This window comes from Thiomonas delicata, assembly GCF_900088825.1.
GTDB classification, from domain to species: Bacteria; Pseudomonadota; Gammaproteobacteria; order Burkholderiales; family Burkholderiaceae_C; genus Thiomonas_A; species Thiomonas_A delicata.
The window spans coordinates 1,209,338-1,226,171 of record NZ_LT592170.1 but is presented as its reverse complement, the minus strand read 5'-3'; the positions used below and the strand labels follow the sequence as shown (position 1 = coordinate 1,226,171).

Sequence of the window (16,834 nt, the reverse complement as noted above, 5' to 3'; positions counted from 1 at the left end):
AAGCTCCACTTAACTTGAGGTCAAGCACCATGCCTGCTCTGCCGTCCACTGTGTCTCGGTTTCTGTCCGTCGGCGAGGTCGCCGCGCGATGTGGCGTATCGGTTTCCACGCTTCATTTCTACGAGGCCAAGGGGCTGCTGCGGGCGGTGCGCAATGCAGGAAACCATCGGCGCTACCGCCGAGACGTCTTGCGGCGGGTGGCCGTCATCCGCATTGCTCAACGTGCAGGCATTCCCTTGCAGGAGATCGCCCGCGCCCTGGATACCCTGCCCGAACGGCGGACGCCGACGGCAAGGGATTGGGCCCACCTCTCCGCCCGTTGGGCGTCCGACCTGGACGTTCGGATTGCGCAGCTGATGCAGTTGCGCGACGAACTCTCTGCCTGCATTGGTTGTGGTTGTCTGTCTATCACGGATTGCCCGCTGCGCAATCCGGAGGATGTGCTGGGCGTCGAAGGCGCCGGGCCACGCAGGCTCTCAACCCAGCTTGCGCAAGCAAGCGTGGCTCAGCGTTGATATTGGTATGAAGGTATGAGCTTATGCGCTTTGTCGTTGTGTGGGTCGGCTTACTCAGAGGGGCGTCGCCACGACGGGGACTTGTTTCTTAGGCGTCCACTGGATGATCACGATCCCGCTCAGCAGGACGACAGCGCCGAGCACCCCAACCCACGTCATGCGCTCATGCAGCAGGATGACAGCAAGCACGGTCGCTACCAGCGGCTCAAGCAGGCTCGCGATCGCACCGCCGATGGCGCCTGTGCCTTTGAGCCCGGTAAGGAACAAGGTCTGTGCAATCGCCGTCGGCACTGCTGCCACATACAAAAGCATTGCCCAACCGCTAGGCGAATAGCTCAGTTGCAAGCCCTCGACCAAGCCGAAGGGGAGCAACGCAAGTGCTCCGATGGCGAAGCCGATTCCTCCGGCGTGCATGGGCCCGCAGACTCCGCTCGAGGCGCGAGCTGCAAGCACGTAGAACGCCTGGCAGACCGCGCATACAACGGCAATTGCCACGCCGATCCAGAAGCCATCGGTGTTCTGGTTGACCTCGGTGGGCAAGCCCACCAGCAACACCGTCCCCACGATGGCTGTCACCAACGCGACCAGGGTCCGCGGTTGCAGGCGCTCACCCAGCCACACCACCGAGATCAACGCCACGAAGATCGGGGCAAGGCAGATGCTGATCAGTACGGAGATGGCGACACCAACGCGATCGATGGCCAACACATAAGTGAGCTGATAGGAAGCCATCGCGAGTCCAAGCCAGACCAGCAGGAAGAAGCCGCGCACCGTCAGCGGTGCGAGCCAAATTCCCATACGGATGCGGGCCATGACCAGCAGGAACGGTACGGACAGCGCAAGCCGCAGAAAACTGATCGAGACCGCGTTGGCGCCACCCGACGTGCCCAGCGCGTGGAACACGATGCCCGTTGTCCCCCACAGCGTGGCGGCGGTGAGCACGGCGGCCCAGCCATCACGAGCAGATTTTCCGCTGGCGACCTCCGTGTTGGCGGGACGTTGAATTCTGTCCATGGTTATCCCTTGAAGAGTGAAAATCGCTTGGTCAGTGGTTCGACGTCTTCGCGTGGGCCGAAGAGGACGACCACGACGAAATCCAACTGTTCACCCGCAGATTCTTGTGGCCGGACAGTTCAGAAGAGTCTTCGGGCAACCGCGCTAGAATTGCCATAGTAGTCAACGTTGACATTATCGTCAAAATAGAGAGAGTTGAGGGCCCAAATCCGATGGTCATGGTCAGGCAATTCGATGAGGAAGCCGTGCTCAGCAAGGTGCTGGATCTGTTCTGGGCAAAGGGTTGGCAGGCAACCTCCATGGCCGATTTGGCCGAGGCCACCGATGTTCAGCGCGGCTCCCTGTACCACGCGTACGGCAGCAAGGAGCACCTTTTTCAGTTGGCGTTCGATCGATATGCGGAGCGCGTTCTTGCCGAGTCTCGGCAGGCGCTGGATGCGCCCTCCGCGCGTCTCGCGCTGGAGCGTTTCTTCGACGTGTCTATCACCAGCATGACGGCCGATGTGCCGCCTCGGGGCTGCTTCACGACCAAGACAGCCGTGGAGAGTGACGTGATCGGGGAGTCGATGCAGAACCGCGTGCGTGACCTGCTGGAACAGTTGGAGGCGGTCATCGCCGAGGCGTTATCCCGCGACGCATTGCGGGCATCACTGGCTGTGCCGCCTGACAAAGCCGCTCAGGCCATCATTGCGTTTACGCGCGGGCTTGCCGTCATGGAGCGCATCTATCATGAACCAATGCGGCTGCGCGATTTGGCGGCGCTTCAGATCACGCTTCTTGTTCGGCCTGCAGGCGCCGGGGGTGGAGGCCGCGCTCATCGCCAGCGCGCAGCGTCAGCCGATCAATACATCGGTGTCGATGGCAACTGTCGATCTGAACATCGGCTCGGTTCGCTTCGGAATTTGTAAAGCGTCAAGCTATGCGCTCGACGTGGAACCCGCCGCTGGCCGAGCAGCCGCGCACAGCCGCAACCTCCTCGACTTTGCGGCCATCGGCGGTGCGCTTGATGGACACGACCACATTCACCGCTTCGGCGATGAGTTCGGGGTTGGGCGGGACTCCTGCCTCCTGAATGAGCTGGCCGATGCGGATCAGCGCCGCGCTGGCGTCGTTCGCATGCACGGTGCCCACACCGCCAGGGTGGCCGGTGTTCCAGGCCTTGAGCAGGGCCAGGGCGCTGCCGTCGCGCACTTCGCCGACCACGATTCTGTCCGGACGCAGGCGCATGGTGGCGCGCAGTAGGCGCGTCATGTCGGTGTTGTCGGATGTGCGCAGGAATACCACGTTCTCGGCATTGACCTGCAGTTCACGCGTGTCTTCGATGACCACGATGCGATGCTCACCATCAAGCCGGGCCACGGCATCGAGGATGGCGTTAGCAAGGGTCGTTTTTCCGGTTCCGGTGCCGCCGCAGACCAGCAGGTTGTGCCGGCTGGCCACAGCCTGCTCGATGGCCTGCTTCTGCGCCGGGGTCATGATGCCCTTGTCCACGTAGTCGCCCAGGGTGAAGATCAGTGTCGCCTTCTTGCGCAGGGCGAAGCTGGCGCGCTCGACCAGCGGGGGGATGAGGGCTTCGAAGCGGCTGCCGTCCAGCGGCAGCTCACATTCGAGGATGGGTTGCTGCGGCGTCACCACGGTATCGAGCATGGCCGCCACGGTGTTGACGATGGTCAGCGCCAGCACGGCGTCGATACGGCCGGTCTGCTGCATGCCCTCTCCCAGTCGATCCACCCAGAGCGTGCCGTCGGGGTTGAGCATGATTTCGACGACCTGGGGATCTTCGAGCGGGGTGAGGATGTCCGCGCCCATGGCCCGGCGCAGGGCTTCGGACTGGCGGGCGTGGGTGAGCTGCTGCGCGCTCACTCCTGCTCCTCGGCACCGGGCTGATCTTCGGGTTCGGTAGCCGTCACGTCGATGGGGCGCACGCCGTTGCCGGCCAGCCCCAGGATGTCGTCCTGGCTGGCCGGGCGGGTGTGTTCAAGGGTGGACTCGGTGAGGGATCGGATCAGGCCTTTGGCCGCGCCGCGCAGGGTGAATGCGCGCACGAGATAGTCTTTTCCGCCAAAGCCGACGACGTAGAGTTTTCCGGGGATTGCCATGACTGCTCCAGGGTTGCGGCGCCAGACGTTGGCGCCCTGCCCTGACTCTGCGGGGTGGGGACGGAAGGGGTGAACCAGCGCGCGTGTTGCGAGTCCCTGCAAGGTCGCCTCCCAGCCAGGGTGGAGCAGCTCAGGAAGACTTTTCCTCCAGACTGCGTAGTCTGATCAAACCCGCCAGTCGTTCTGATCCAAAGCCGCCACTGGCACCAGTGTATCGATCGGCCTACGCGGCACGCTGGACTTGGGGCCGATCCGCCCGACCGGGAGACCGGTCCTCGGCCTTTGTTGCCGTTCGAATTGCCGAGCAGAACGTCGGCAATGAACCCAACTGCTGTCACTCGTCAGGGCGGGATGCTGAGTACCGGCCATCTCCAACGATGAGTGCAAGCATCAGAGCGTGCCGCGGGACATTACCGCCAGCCGTATCGCCAGCACGACGAGTAAGAATGCGAGCCCGAGGGAGTGCCACTTGACGGCTCTTGCGTGGCGCCCGAGAAAGCCCCTCGTCGAGCCGGCGACAGCACCAAGCAAGGTATGGAACAGAGTGCTGAGCATGGTCAAAACGCAGCCGAGCACGAGCAACTGTTGCCACATTGGCGCTCCACCCGGAACGACGAATTGCGGCAGAAAGACCAGGAAGAACAGCAAGGCCTTCGGATTCAGAAGACTGTTCAGCATGGCGCGCAGGAAGACCTCACGCAGCGTCGCTCGCGAGGGCTCCGGCTGATGCCGCGTACCTGCACGAGGCACGGTCTTGTAGGCCAGCCTTAGCAAATAGGCCACACCGCCATAGCGGATTAAATCGAAAGAAGGAGGCCATGCAGTGACCGCCGCCGCCACCCCGCTTGCTGTCAGCACGGTAAGGATCAGGTCGGCCAGGCCGATGCCGAGCCCCGCTGCTGCACCCCCCATGAATCCATGCGTCACGCCGTGCGTCATCACGAAAGCCATGTTCGGCCCCGGCGACAGCATGAGCGCAAGAACCGCGGTCGCGAAGATCAACAGAGTGGGAGTCTCGATCATGGTGGCGGGGGCTGTTGCATAAACGCGGAACCGAGCTTAGCCTTCACAACTGATACAAACAAACTATTGTTCTAGATACACCCGATGCGCGAGCTGCGGTATAAATCTATCGTCGATGAACTGGTCTGCAGCATTCGTGCCGGAGCGCTTCCGCCCGGTACACAGCTGCCCACGGTGCGCTCGCTGATGAGACAGCACGGCATCGCCCTGGCGACCGCCTCGCGCGTCTATGCGGAACTGGCGGCCACCGGATTGGTGGTCGGGGAGGTGGGAAGAGGTACGTTCGTGCGCGATACCTCGCTGCCGCGCGGGCTGGGACTCGAACAACACCCGGCGCAAGGGGCCGCCATCGACTTGACGTTCAACTACCCGTCGCTTCCGGGGCAAGACGAGTTGCTGCGCGCCGGCCTGCGTAACCTCTCCGCGGCTGGCGACATCGATGCGCTGCTCCACTCCGCGCCACAGGGCGGCCGCGCGCATGAACGGCAGATCGTGGCCAGGCACCTACGCAACCGGGACATCCGGGTTCCCGGCGAGCAAGTCCTGATCGTCAACGGTGCGCAACAGGGTCTGGCCGTGACCGTGATGGGGCTTCTGCAACCTGGAGACATTCTCGCCATTGACTCGCTGACCTATCCCGGCATGAAGGCGCTCGCCGAGCAGCACAATTTAGACCTTGCGCCGCTGCCGTCTCACGCAGGGTGCGGTCCGGACCTGGATCACCTCGCAGCTCTCTGCCGCAGGCGCCCGGTACGCGCCCTCTACACGATGCCCACACTGCATAACCCGCTGGGCTGGGTGATGGGCGAGTCCGACCGCCTGCGTCTGGCTGAGCTCGCCGAACGACACGACTTCCTGGTGATCGAGGACGGCGCCTACGCCTTCCTGGCCGAACCCGCGCCAAAACCCGTGTTCACGCACGCGCCTGAGCGAACTGTCTACGTTTCCGGGCTGTCGAAAAGCGTGGCATCCGGGCTGAGGCTGGGATTCGTGGCCGCGCCGCGGCGCCTAGTGCCGGCGCTCGAGAGGGCGATTCGCGTGTCGACGTGGAATACGCCGTCGCTGACCGTGGCGCTGGCGTGCCAATGGATCGTCGATGGGACCGTCGATGCGCTTGAGGACCGAAAACGCGAGGACGCGCGGCGTCGGCAGCTTCTGGCGCGCCGTATCCTGCGCGGCACAACCATCGTCGCTCATCGTTCGTCCTACTACCTGTGGCTCGAGTTACCCGACGAGCTGCGCGCCGACCGTGTCGCGGTTGATTTGGAGTGTGAGGGCGTGCTTGTGACAACGGCTGAACCGTTCTCGACGACTCCGAGTACTCCTCATGCGCTTCGATTGGCGATCGGCTCCCTTTCACTGGACGAGCTCAGCGATGCTCTGCATAAAGTCCGCCGCGCATTGATCTGACCCATGACCTTTCGGTCTGACGGTCGCTCATCGGCCTGACCGGTCATTCCCGAGCCCCAACCCGACGACCGCATTGCAGCGGTTGCTGTCGCTGGGATCCAGCAACTCACTGACCGCTTGCAGGGCCACCCGCCATCATGTCTCTGTTGCACAATGTCCGGCAACCCGCTCTTGCGTTCCGCCGCATGATGTCATGCCTTACTTGATCATTCGCCAGTTGATTGCTTGGCGCCTTCGCTGGTGGGGCACGGTCACCACACGTGCCATGCAGCGCCATTGGCAGTGGTTCGTCTTGGCCGGGATTCTCGTACCGATGGACACGCCACTGCGCGGCTTGCTCTTCGCCCTGTCCTATCCCTTGCTTCAGACGTTCCAACCGGGGCACGACTTCCTTTGGCATATCGTGCGATTGGGTGCGCTCCTCGTTGTCGCTGCACTTTGGGCCTTGGTGCAACGCCAAGCGCTTTCCGGTGGTGAAGGTCGTCGCTACCTGCAAACACTGCCGCTGACCAAGACAGTACTTCGCATCGTGGATTTGGCCGTCCTGATTCCTGCCAATACCGTGCTGATTGCTCCGATTGTGGCAACGTTGCTGGTGACGTCCGCCAGAGCGCAGACGGATGGCGGTCGCGATCTTGCCGCGGTCCTGGTTACCACGGCCTTGGCACTGCTGCTCCAGCTCACGGTCGTCGAGCGGCGTTGGTTTGGGGTGATTCCCGTCCTGATGGCAACGCTCTTGTTGAGCCAGGCACTGGAAGTGTCCACACCACCACAGCAAGGGATCATGTTCCTTGGTGCGCTCGGTCTCGGCCTATCGACCCTTGCCCCTTTCCCGCGTCATTCCACCCGATGGCGCACGAACAAGCGACCGCTGGCTCCACAGTTGTTGCGCGTATTGCCGCCGGACGTACGCATCCAATGCAAGGCCCTCTTGGCGCAACCCGTGACACTGCTGCGCGTTGCGAGCCAACTGGGGATCGTAGTGGGCGCCAACGCCCTTTGTGTCGCTTTCGGTTTTGACAGCCGAGCCTTGCCGACCATCGCCTTGGCACTTGCCGTCCTCGCGCTGATTTCCGCGGGGTGGTACCGCACCCTGCGGGATGCCCATGCTCGCGTGTCGACATACCTGAATGCCTTGCCTCTGCCCAGGCATTCCTGGTTCGTACGGGACACGCGTTTTCTTGTGATTCTGGGCACCGTTCCCGCAACCGTCGTGCTGGTGCCGCTGTACCTGCGGGCATCGGATGCACGGGCCCCCGCACTACCGCTGCTCCTGGCTTATTGGGGGCTCATCGTGGCGTTGCGCTGGCCCCTGCTACGCGGTGGACGGCAGGCCACGTTGCTCGCCGCCCTGACGGCGGGTGCCTGGTCCGCCGCCGCGGTTGCGGCAACGATTCACTAGGGGGACGCCATGCTGCGCTTCGAGGGACTGTCCAAGGCATACGCCGGCCGGCGAGTCATTGACGCGATCACTGGCCAACTCGGGCTCGGTGCATACGCCCTGCAAGGTCCGAATGGTGTAGGAAAGTCCACGCTACTGGCCTTGTTTGCGGGGGCTATCGCGCCGGATGCGGGAGAGGTCTGGATCGAAGGCTTGAGCTTGCAAGCCGCTCCTGTAGAAGCACGCAAGCGTCTGGGATATGCGCCAGATACGAGCTCGATTTACCCGTTCATCACCGGCCGCGACTTCCTCGATTTTGTTGTGCAGACTCGGAAGTACGATGGCTGCGGATCAATGGAGGAGATGATTGACGAACTGGGTTTGACGCCCTATCTGGCCGCTCGTTTCTCGGCTATGTCGCTGGGCACGCAAAAAAAGTATCTGCTTTGCGCTGCCTGGATCGGCGACGCGCCGGTGCTCTTGCTCGATGAGCCGAGCAATGGCCTGGATCATGCCGCCCGCACTGCGTTGGCGCGTCGAATTGCCGACAGATCGCAACATGCGTTGACCCTGTTTGCCAGCCATGATGCCGCGTTTGTCGAGGCATGCGGCGCGACGGTGGTCGACATCGATGAGGTTGCGGGCCGACCGAGTCGAGACAGGAGGGCCGGCTAAACTTTGGTGGTGCCCGGTCTGCAATCCGAATCGCCTCGGAGCTCCTACCCGTCCGACGCCACCAGCGACCGCTGACCTCCGCATTGCTGCCACCGCCATCTGCCATGCCCGACGCCCGTTTTGGCCGACCTCCGGTCACCCGTCCAACGTCGGCACCTCGGCCATGACCTAAGCAGCCTTCGCGGCAAGCGCTCCGGGGAGGGCTGCGCGGCTTCGGAAGAATGGCAATCACTATGTTGGTGACCGAGGCATTCGGCTCCGATCATCGAAAGGAGGAGCACCATGAACTCAAGCGGTCCTGTGCTCCACGCGTCCTTTGTCCCTCGGCCATCGAGCCCTAGGTAATGCACAGTCGGCGAAGGTAGCGACGGCCTCAGTCGATTATTTCCGCAGCGGGATTTGCCACCTCCCGGAACGCCCAAAAGTGACTGCCAAGAAAATTCCAGATTAATCCGAAGCCTGTTACGAAAATCTGAGCGATCCAATAATTTACATGGACTGCGTTGACTAAAATCGCCATTGATCCCGTATTTATTAACCAACCGATTCCCAAGACCATGAAGTAACGCGGTGCTGCGGAGCTATGACGTCTCGCACTTCGAAATGTGAATGCATGGTTCAGTCCATAGTTTGAAATTGAACCCAGGATATATCCTGCAGCAGAGGCATCGACTGGAGACCAATGCAACCACTCAACACCCAAGCCCAGGACAATGTATTGGATCGCTGTGCCAGACGCTCCGACAACCGCGAAGCGAACGAAACGGCCACCAACGGCGAGCAGTGACACAGTCGAAATCTTCATGCGGATAGCTTACACCGCACGGTCCGATGCGCTCGGCCGCTCATATCCGAGGCGCCCCGCTTGTCTCGGTTTGAACCGCCCCGGGTTCAGCGGAAGCCGGTTGGGTTGACAGGCCAGGATGGCAGCCGCACAGGCCAGGGGGCCGTTGATCGCGGCGACCGCTGCCTGGCGCATTGCTGCTGTCGGCGCGGGTTGCAGCCAGTGCCCGCTTCGGCCGAGGAGCGCGCGTTCACCGTCCGGCAGGTTTCAGAGTGAGGCAGCCCTTCAAAGCGCAACTTCGCAAACGTCGCGTTGGACTGCTCCTGGCCGACTCCTGCCTTCGAGGTTCTGGCGCAAAGTTGGCGCGCGACCGTCGTTGGTCGCGTCGCTGGCATGTTGCCGGCGATGTTCTCTCAGGGGATCGCCATGAACACACACGATTCGGGTCGGCAGAACACAACCGCCCCATGGAATAAGGGCAAGGTCGTCGGGCAGAAGGCACCGCTCAAGCTAAAAGACATCTGGGCCATCCGCGTCCGTCTGCAAATGCAGCACCGCACGCGCGAGTTGGCCTTGCTCAACCTAGGCTTGGACAGCAAGCTCCGAGGCTGTGATCTCGTCGCCCTACGCGTCCGTGACGTATGCCATGGCGACGCAATCGCCAGTCGGGCGATCGTAGTCCAGCACAAGACTGGCAACCCTGTGCAGTTCGAGATCACTGCTGCTGCGCGCGACGCGGTCGGGGCCTGGATCAAAATGGCCGGGCTGCGAGGCGACGACTATCTCTTCAAAAGTCGAACGCGCACATCCCCGCACCTCGGAACTCGGCAATACGCCCGTATTGTTCACGGTTGGGTCGAGGAAATTGGCCTTGAGGGCCACGCCTATGGCACGCACTCCATGCGGCGCACCAAGGCAACGCTCATCTACCGAAAGACCAAGAACCTGCGCGCCGTCCAGCTTTTGCTGGGCCACACCAAGTTGGAGAGCACAGTCCGCTACTTGGGCATCGAAGTAGAAGATGCGCTCGATATCGCTGAACAGACCGAAATCTGAAGGTCTTTTCGGACCGATTCCTGCGACGGCAGGAGTCGGCCAAGATCTGTCCTTCGCATGCCCACCCAAGTCGTCACCCCTGTGACCGCTGAACACAGAAACTTGACCGTGTCAGCCCCATTGTCAGGATTGAGGTGCCCTGACATTGGTTATCTCCACCCCTTCACCTCACACAATCTCACATCATGCCTGTGTTGTCGGCACAGGGGGAGGTTTTTTCGAGGTGCCCTTCAGATAGCTCCCGCTTCATCCACTCGGTAAAAAACTTAATTCGAGCTGGCAGTAGTCGCGCATGCGGGTAAACAAGATTGATCGGTTTCGCAGGTGGCTCGAACGATGCCAAAACGACGCGAAGATCATTATGCGCGAGTTGATGCGCTACTTGATATAAAAAAAACATGCCGAAACCCAAACCGGCCGTGCAAGCTTCGATGGCTGGGGCGGTGAGGTTGAACATTAGATTACCGCTCACAGCGACCTTGAATGGTTTGTTGTTTTCATAAAACGTCCACCACGGACCCGCTCCGTTAGAGAATCGCACGCAATTGGTCTTGAGCAGATCCGACGGATGGTTGGGCACTCCATGACATGCGAGATATTCAGGGCTGGCGACGACAATGCGGCGCACACTGCCCAAAGCCTGTGCAATCAGCGATGAATCGTCCAGAGCGCCAATGCGAATTCCCACATCGATATGCTCTTCTAGCAAGTTGGCCCTGCGATCGGACAGCAGGAGATTGACACGCACCTTGTCGTAGCGCCGAACGAACCGCGTCACTGAAGGCGCGACATGCATTTGCCCGTAAAGCACTGGAGCCGTGATCGTCAGTTGGCCTCTGGGCTCGACCGCATCCGTGGTCAAGGCCGATTCCGCTTCCTCGATCGCCGTCAGCAACTGGCGGCTGCTATCGATGTAGTGCTGACCTTCCTCTGTCAGTGAAATCCGTCGCGTCGTGCGGTTGAACAGACGGATGCCTAGGTGCGCCTCCAACTGTGCCAGTGTGCGCACCACCGCAGGAAGCGACGAATCGAGCGCTATGGCGGCCGCCGTCAGACTGCCTTCATCTGCAATGCTGACCACGGTTTGCATGGCTTTGAGTTTGTCCATGATTGCTCCACTATTTGGAGCAGTCTAGTGCGAAATAAGCCATTTAACAAACAAGTGATCACTGACAGAATGCGTTGTGGCTTTGCGCTGACTCCTCGTATCCATCTGGAAAATTGCAAAGACCACTAAGACCACTAAGCCATTTATATTAGATGCTTTATTTTCACTAAAGGAGATAGCAAATGAAAGCAAACACCATTTTCTCGGCCGCTCCATCTATTGCCATTTTAGTGCTTGCTGCCTTTTTGTTGAGCCATAATGCGTTGGCGACAACGGCAGGCAATGAGTCCAGTCAAGATAGCGTCGCAAGTAAGATTACAAAGGTTGTTATTCAAGTGAGCGATAACAATCCAAAGCGATGGAATCTCGCTTTGAATAATGCAGAAAATGTTCAGGAAGATCTCGGCAAAGGCAACGTGGACATTTCAATTGTCGCGTATGGCCCAGGCTTGCCTATGTTAGAAATGCAATCCGTTGCGGCCAATAGAATATCAAATGCAATTGCGCGGGGAGTCAAGCTAATCGCATGCGAAAACACCATGAGAAAAGACAAGCTGACGAAACAAGACATGTTGCCGGACCTGAACTATACAAAATCTGGCGTTGTATATCTGGTGAAGAAACAAGCGCTGGGCTATTCCTACATCAAACCCTAACAGCAAGTTTCAACCCCCATGTTCAACGACCACGACTCGTGGTCGTCAGGCGGCGCCTGCCAGCCATTAACTTGTCAGGTCGCGACTTTGAAGCGGCTCTGCAATGCAGGGTGCAGCCCGATCGATATATACCAAGGAGGAGTTGCGATGAAATTCAAATATCTGATGTGCGCCACCGTTCTGGGCTTGGGCTTCACTACCGCGCAAGGCGCCATGGCCATGGGTGTGCCCGGTCCGCTGGTCACACCGCAATGGCTCAAAGCCCACTTGGCTGACGTCGTTGTGCTGGATATTCGCGATGGCGACGGCCTTAAATCGTTCGACGAAAAGCCGGTGATGACCAACAACATGGTGACAAAGAGCGGTGGGCATATTGCAGGTGCCTTGCAAGTCAATTTCAACAATATTCGTGAGGCTCGCACGGTGGACGGCATCAAGCTCAAGGCCATGATGCCAACCGCGGAGTACTTCACCAGGGTGATGGATGGAGTCGGCTTGAACAGCGGTAAGCCCATCATCATCGTGCCCACTGGCGCCACCGTGTTCACGATGGATTACGGCGCCCGCTTGTATTTTCAGATGCGCTACTTTGGCGTGCCCCATGGCCAGGTCGCCATTCTCAACGGCGGCACCAACGCCTGGTTGAACGCGGGCTTCCCCGTGAGCACAAAGCCCGCGCCAATCTCTAAAGGCGACTGGAAAGCGATGGACGAGAACAAGGCGCTACTGGCCACGACGTCGGAAGTCAAGGAAGGTTTGAGGCGCGGCACCGAGCAGTACATCGATGCGCGCCCGACGGCACAGTTCCTGGGTATTGCCAAGAAGCCTATCGACAAGACCGCTGGTCATCTGCCTGGTGCGAAGTCGTTCCCGATCGATGCCATTGTGAAGGATGACCGTGGCGCGACGATGTTCATGAACGCTGCGGACTACAAGCAAATCTTCCACGTCACCAACATTAGCGACAGCGCGCCCACCACCACCTACTGCAACACGGGTCATCTTGCTTCGGGCGCTTGGTTCGTGGTGCACGAAATCATGGGCAACCAGGATTCCAGAATGTACGCCGGTTCGATGAACGAGTGGACCAACTTGGGCAACCCCACGGTCGGACTGCCGGGCTGAGTTTGGCGACTAGCAGGCTGTCCGATCAGAGTTCCTGTGGTCAAACCTTCGCGCTTGGACGAACACACTGACTAGGAGACGCTCATGAACCCACGTGATCGCATCAAACTGCTCGGCGTTGGTCTGGCGGGGCTCGGCGTTGCCGGCGTGGCACAGGCGCAGAGCCAGGGACCTGTGTCCGCCAAGCCCATATCCTCCGAGCCCTGGAAAGTCGCCATGCAGTTGAGCGACGGTCTGGAGCAGGCCTATGAAGGCCTGATCAACATCCAGAACGTGCTGCAACTCGACCCCAAGATGCGCTTCATCGTCGTGGGCTACGGCAAGGCCATTCACTTTTTGCTGAATGGCACCAAAACTCCGCAAGGCGCGCTGTTCGAAGGCTTAATTGGCAGCTTGGCCAACCAGGGCGTGCAGTTCAAAGCCTGCGTCAATACGCTGACATTTCTTAGAATTCCGAAGAAGCGCGTCGTCCTCGAAGCCACGTTCGTCCAGACTGGTGTGTATGAATTGGTCAAGCTGCAATCCGAAGGTTGGTACTACATCAAGCCCTGAGCCTGTCGAGGCAACTCCCGCCAATCGCACAGCGTGTTTTCAATGCAAGCCGAATACCGAAGACCATCATGACGCAGCGTGAAGGCGGATGCCTCTGCGGAAAGGTGCGCTACAAGCTCGTAATGGATCCTGTTGTTTCCAGAGTTTGTTGGTGCCGGACATGCCAACACTTCTCAGGCAACGGAACTGCCAACGCAATTTTCCCGACGGATGGCATGGAAGTGTCCGGCGAGATGAGCGTATTCACCAGCGAGAGCGACAGCGGAAATGTCATCAACCGCAAATTTTGCCCACATTGCGGCTCTCATCTCTTCGCGGATTCTTCGACCCGTCCTGGCGTGACAGTGGTTCGCCTATTGATCAGGCCCACAAACAGTATCAAGCGGCATACTTGACGCGAGGGTCGCGGAAGTAGGCTTTGACGCGTTCAGGTTCGCTGCCGATCACGGCCATGTGTTCCTCGGTGGCGGCACGCAGCTTGGCCTTGGTCCGTGTCGGCACCTTGCGCCGGATGACGTGCTTGAGGTCGGCATTCAAACGCTCCTCGGGGTTGAGCTCCGGGCTGTAGCTGGGCAGATAGAACACCTCCATCCGATCGGTGTGCGCAGCCAGCCACGCCTTGACCGGTTTGCAGTGGTGCACGCCAAGGTTGTCCAGGATCAGGAACACCTTGCGCCCGGCGTCGGCGACCAACGCCTCGAAGAATTCGATCAGCCGCTCGTGATTGAACGCGCCGTCGATGATCATCCAGCGCGCCTTGCCTTGGTTGGTGACGCTGGCCAGCATCGACAGCTTCTGGCGCGTGCCGCCGACGGCCATCACCACCGGGGTCTTGCCCTTGGGCGCGAAGCTGCGGCCGCGCACATCGGTGTTCACCAAGGCGGTCTCGTCGCCCCAGTGGATCTCCGCATCCTCCGCCTTCGCGCGCGCAGCAATGCCCGGATAGGTCTCGTGCAGCCACGTGCGCACCGCAGCGGGCGACTGCTCGTACGCCCGCTTGATCGGCTGTTGCGGCGTGAAGCCCCAGCGCGCCAGATACTTCCCCACCGAACGCACGTGCAAGCGGACCTGGCACTCGCGCTCGATGAGTTCCATGACGGCCACACGGCTCCACAGGGCGAATTCCATCTTCAGCTGCTCGGGGCGCTTGTCGCAGATCGTCTGGCGGATGTGCGCCTCCTGCTCGGCCGTGAGCACCCGCTGGTCTCCGACCCGGCGACCGCGCCGACGTGGCGCCAGGCCCGCCATGCCTTCGGCGGCGAAGCGGTCGATGATCTTGCAGGTCGCTGAATAGCTCAGCCCCACATCGCGCGCGATCTGCCGCTTGTTGACCTTGCGCTGGTACGCCCGAATGACCTGACGGCGACGTTCGTGTTGTTCGGCCGGACTGAGCCGGCGGGCATCTTCACTATCCATGCCCTATCTGACCACGACAATAGCCAAAAGTTCAGACTATTTATGGGCTGCATCTATAGGCACGCTGGACAATCCATCCTCCGTCCGCCCAGCCGCAAACATCTGGGTTGCCAGTGCGCCAGCTTGGGCATGCTTCGATCCCAACTTGGAGATGTTTGAGCATCAGCCCCCTCAACCTTCAAAAAGTGGGACATAACCGCAGAAGATTCTGAATCATCGAGAGCTAGCCTCGGCCGCTCACTGCCCCGTTGCGCGACGCTCCGCCCTGGCGTTGGGCGGTCGCAAGGCCGCGGAGCCTTGCCAGCGCGGGAGTTACCGCTCAGGATGCGAACGACCTAGGCGGCAAAACCTCACCCAAGGAATCTCTTCAATGCTCGAAAGTATCGAACACCAAATTGACGCAGTAGAGGAAGAGCTAAGGCTTGCCATGCTCGCATCTGACGTTGAGTCGCTTGATGCCTTGATCTCGCCGAGTCTTATCTTTACCACCCATTTCGGAAGCTCAATTTCCAAGCAAGATGATCTGGAGATTCACCGTTCTGGCGCACTGAAGTTCCAGGCTATTGAGCCGTCAGAGCGAAAGGTGTTGATTCTTAATGGCCTAGGTTATGTCTCCGTTCGGATGCGCTTGTCGGGTGCTTTTAGCGGTTCACCGTTTCAAGAGGACGTTCGGTTCTCTCGCGTGTGGCAACGATCCCAAAAGAATTCTTGGCAAGTCGTCGCTGGTCAGGCCACCGTCGTGCAACCCAAATAGCAATGTGCGGCCCAACCCATCATTCCACCGGACCTGCGCGAAAAGCTGCGCAGGCCGGTGAATTCAAACGTCGTTGACCGATAAGTTGTGAATACCAGTCATCTGAAGCGGTCAGCCTGAAGACGGCTCAGGCCGACAAGCACGCGTTGGCCCTGGGGCTGCTTTGAGGGCTCATCGGTCTCTCGTAAGTCGGCGTCGGAGAACGGGTCGGACTGTTCCTGGCCGGGACCAGGCCTGCCCAGTCGCCTCCCGAGGCGGACCTCAGTCTTGGCATTGGTCCTCAAACCTGAACCTGCTGTGCCTGCACGAAATCTACGAAGGCCCGCAGCGGTGCGGGAAGGTAGCGTCGGCCCGGGTAGTACAGGAACGGTCCGGTGAAGGGCCGCCACCATGACTCCAACACCGGCTCCAGGGCACCGCTTTCAAGGTAGGGTCTCAGCCATTCTTCGAACAGATGGATGATGCCGCAGCCCGCGACGGCTGCATCGACCGCGAGGTCCACGCCCCCGCTCACGCGCACGATCAATGGTCCGCTGGGTTCCACAGTCACCACCTCGGCACTGCGCTGAAATTCCCAGGCCGGCATCGCACCGCTGGCGAAGCGGCCACGCAGGCAAGCATGGTTCAGTAGGTCGCGCGGATGAGCTGGACGCCCGCGTGCTTCGAGATAGGCGGGAGCTGCCGCGGTGGCCATGCGCTGCCGACGGGGCCCAATGGGGATGGCGATCATGTCCTGAGCCAAGCGCTCCTCGTAACGGATGCCAGCGTCGCATCCTGCTGCGAGGATGTCGACAAAGCCTTCTTCAACCACCACATCCAGGACGATGTCCGGGTACGCCGCCAAGAAGGGCGGTAACAGGCTCGGCAGGACCAGCCGCGCGGCGCTCGCCGGCACGTTGAGTCGCAGCGTGCCGACCGGACGATCGCGAAAGCCGTTGACCACGTCGAGCGCGGCCTCCACCTCCCCGAGCGCCGGCCCCAGCCGCTCCAGCAGTCGCACGCCGGCCTCGGTGGGCATCACGCTGCGCGTGCTGCGGTGGAGCAGGCGAACGCCCAGCCGCGCCTCCAGCCGTCGCAACGCCTCGCTCAGGCTTGACGGACTGACGCCGCCAGACCTTGCCGCTTCACGGAACCCGCCAGCGCGTGCGACAGCCAGGAATGCCGCCAGATCGCTGAGTTGTGCTGCCATCGATACCTCTTGCACTGTTTGCTTTATCGCACAGCCTGTGCCAACTGTGCCTACTTATCGTACGCGTCCTATCTGCC

General features: G+C 60.5%; 19 protein-coding genes and 1 pseudogene. 11 read left to right on the top strand and 9 right to left on the bottom strand.

Annotation, left to right across the window (positions count from 1 at the left end; all coding sequences use genetic code 11):
* Positions 1–29: 29 nt before the first annotated feature.
* Positions 30–515, top strand: coding sequence for a redox-sensitive transcriptional activator SoxR (gene soxR / locus THIARS_RS05830; protein WP_094159840.1), 486 nt, complete (start codon positions 30–32; stop codon positions 513–515).
* Positions 516–569: 54 nt separating this feature from the next.
* Here soxR and THIARS_RS05825 read toward each other — a convergent pair whose 3' ends face one another.
* Positions 570–1,529: a DMT family transporter gene (locus THIARS_RS05825; protein ID WP_013123572.1), complete on the bottom strand. Its 960-nt coding sequence runs from the start codon at positions 1,527–1,529 to the stop codon at positions 570–572.
* A 2-nt stretch (positions 1,530–1,531) separates the two neighbouring features.
* Positions 1,532–1,621: pseudogene (locus THIARS_RS19255) on the bottom strand (hypothetical protein); the annotation flags it as partial.
* Between the two features lie 126 nt (positions 1,622–1,747).
* Here THIARS_RS19255 and THIARS_RS05820 point away from each other — a divergent pair.
* The gene (locus THIARS_RS05820; protein ID WP_245845552.1) at positions 1,748–2,437 is read left to right on the top strand and encodes a TetR/AcrR family transcriptional regulator; all 690 of its coding nucleotides are present in this window, start codon (positions 1,748–1,750) and stop codon (positions 2,435–2,437) included.
* A gap of 4 nt (positions 2,438–2,441) precedes the next feature.
* Here THIARS_RS05820 and trbB read toward each other — a convergent pair whose 3' ends face one another.
* The 3 genes from trbB to THIARS_RS05805 all read right to left on the bottom strand — a co-directional run bounded on the left by trbB (position 2,442) and on the right by THIARS_RS05805 (position 4,651).
* Positions 2,442–3,392: a P-type conjugative transfer ATPase TrbB gene (trbB, locus tag THIARS_RS05815; RefSeq protein WP_094159839.1), complete on the bottom strand. Its 951-nt coding sequence runs from the start codon at positions 3,390–3,392 to the stop codon at positions 2,442–2,444.
* The gene (locus THIARS_RS05810; protein WP_094159838.1) at positions 3,389–3,628 is read right to left on the bottom strand and encodes a hypothetical protein; all 240 of its coding nucleotides are present in this window, start codon (positions 3,626–3,628) and stop codon (positions 3,389–3,391) included. The genes trbB and THIARS_RS05810 overlap by 4 nt, the downstream gene beginning before the upstream one ends.
* A gap of 390 nt (positions 3,629–4,018) precedes the next feature.
* A complete protein-coding gene (locus THIARS_RS05805; RefSeq protein ID WP_094159837.1) occupies positions 4,019–4,651 on the bottom strand; it encodes a LysE family translocator in 633 nt (210 codons plus the stop codon).
* A gap of 84 nt (positions 4,652–4,735) precedes the next feature.
* On the opposite strand from THIARS_RS05805, the gene THIARS_RS05800 reads away from it, so the two are divergent.
* From THIARS_RS05800 to THIARS_RS05790, 3 genes are all read left to right on the top strand, one after another.
* Positions 4,736–6,061 carry an aminotransferase-like domain-containing protein gene (locus tag THIARS_RS05800; protein ID WP_094159836.1) on the top strand — a complete coding sequence of 442 codons (1,326 nt, stop codon included), beginning with the start codon at positions 4,736–4,738 and terminating at the stop codon, positions 6,059–6,061.
* 193 nt (positions 6,062–6,254) lie between these two features.
* The gene (locus THIARS_RS05795) at positions 6,255–7,463 is read left to right on the top strand and encodes a hypothetical protein (RefSeq protein WP_094159835.1); all 1,209 of its coding nucleotides are present in this window, start codon (positions 6,255–6,257) and stop codon (positions 7,461–7,463) included.
* 9 nt (positions 7,464–7,472) lie between these two features.
* Entirely contained in the window at positions 7,473–8,117 is a 645-nt protein-coding gene (locus THIARS_RS05790) for an ABC transporter ATP-binding protein (RefSeq protein WP_094159834.1), read from the top strand.
* Positions 8,118–8,490: 373 nt separating this feature from the next.
* Here THIARS_RS05790 and THIARS_RS05785 read toward each other — a convergent pair whose 3' ends face one another.
* Positions 8,491–8,922, bottom strand: coding sequence for a GtrA family protein (locus THIARS_RS05785; protein WP_094159833.1), 432 nt, complete (start codon positions 8,920–8,922; stop codon positions 8,491–8,493).
* Between the two features lie 405 nt (positions 8,923–9,327).
* Between THIARS_RS05785 and THIARS_RS05780 the strand changes: the two genes are divergently transcribed.
* Entirely contained in the window at positions 9,328–9,957 is a 630-nt protein-coding gene (locus tag THIARS_RS05780) for a tyrosine-type recombinase/integrase (RefSeq protein WP_094160649.1), read from the top strand.
* A 178-nt stretch (positions 9,958–10,135) separates the two neighbouring features.
* Here the strand turns inward: THIARS_RS05780 and THIARS_RS05775 are convergent, their stop codons facing one another.
* Positions 10,136–11,065 (bottom strand): LysR family transcriptional regulator, encoded by a 930-nt coding sequence (locus THIARS_RS05775; protein WP_094159832.1) that lies wholly within the window; start codon positions 11,063–11,065, stop codon positions 10,136–10,138.
* Between the two features lie 182 nt (positions 11,066–11,247).
* Here THIARS_RS05775 and THIARS_RS05770 point away from each other — a divergent pair, with 182 nt between their 5' ends.
* The 4 genes from THIARS_RS05770 to THIARS_RS05755 all read left to right on the top strand — a co-directional run bounded on the left by THIARS_RS05770 (position 11,248) and on the right by THIARS_RS05755 (position 13,793).
* Entirely contained in the window at positions 11,248–11,721 is a 474-nt protein-coding gene (locus tag THIARS_RS05770; protein WP_094159831.1) for a DsrE family protein, read from the top strand.
* Between the two features lie 147 nt (positions 11,722–11,868).
* Positions 11,869–12,846 (top strand): sulfurtransferase, encoded by a 978-nt coding sequence (locus tag THIARS_RS05765; RefSeq protein WP_094159830.1) that lies wholly within the window; start codon positions 11,869–11,871, stop codon positions 12,844–12,846.
* A gap of 84 nt (positions 12,847–12,930) precedes the next feature.
* On the top strand, positions 12,931–13,398 hold the full coding sequence (locus THIARS_RS05760; protein ID WP_094159829.1) for a DsrE family protein: 468 nt from the start codon (positions 12,931–12,933) through the stop codon (positions 13,396–13,398).
* Between the two features lie 68 nt (positions 13,399–13,466).
* Complete coding sequence (locus tag THIARS_RS05755; RefSeq protein WP_342747734.1) at positions 13,467–13,793, top strand: GFA family protein; 327 nt, start codon at positions 13,467–13,469, stop codon at positions 13,791–13,793.
* Here THIARS_RS05755 and THIARS_RS05750 read toward each other — a convergent pair.
* Positions 13,777–14,814, bottom strand: a complete 1,038-nt coding sequence (locus THIARS_RS05750; protein ID WP_094159828.1) for an IS630 family transposase — start codon at positions 14,812–14,814, stop codon at positions 13,777–13,779. The two genes, THIARS_RS05755 and THIARS_RS05750, sit on opposite strands and share 17 nt — an antisense overlap.
* Before the next feature lie 370 nt (positions 14,815–15,184).
* On the opposite strand from THIARS_RS05750, the gene THIARS_RS05740 reads away from it, so the two are divergent.
* A complete protein-coding gene (locus THIARS_RS05740; protein WP_094159827.1) occupies positions 15,185–15,568 on the top strand; it encodes a nuclear transport factor 2 family protein in 384 nt (127 codons plus the stop codon).
* A gap of 280 nt (positions 15,569–15,848) precedes the next feature.
* On the opposite strand, the gene THIARS_RS05735 is transcribed toward THIARS_RS05740, so the two are convergent.
* Complete coding sequence (locus tag THIARS_RS05735; protein WP_094159826.1) at positions 15,849–16,757, bottom strand: LysR family transcriptional regulator; 909 nt, start codon at positions 16,755–16,757, stop codon at positions 15,849–15,851.
* Positions 16,758–16,834: the final 77 nt, after the last annotated feature.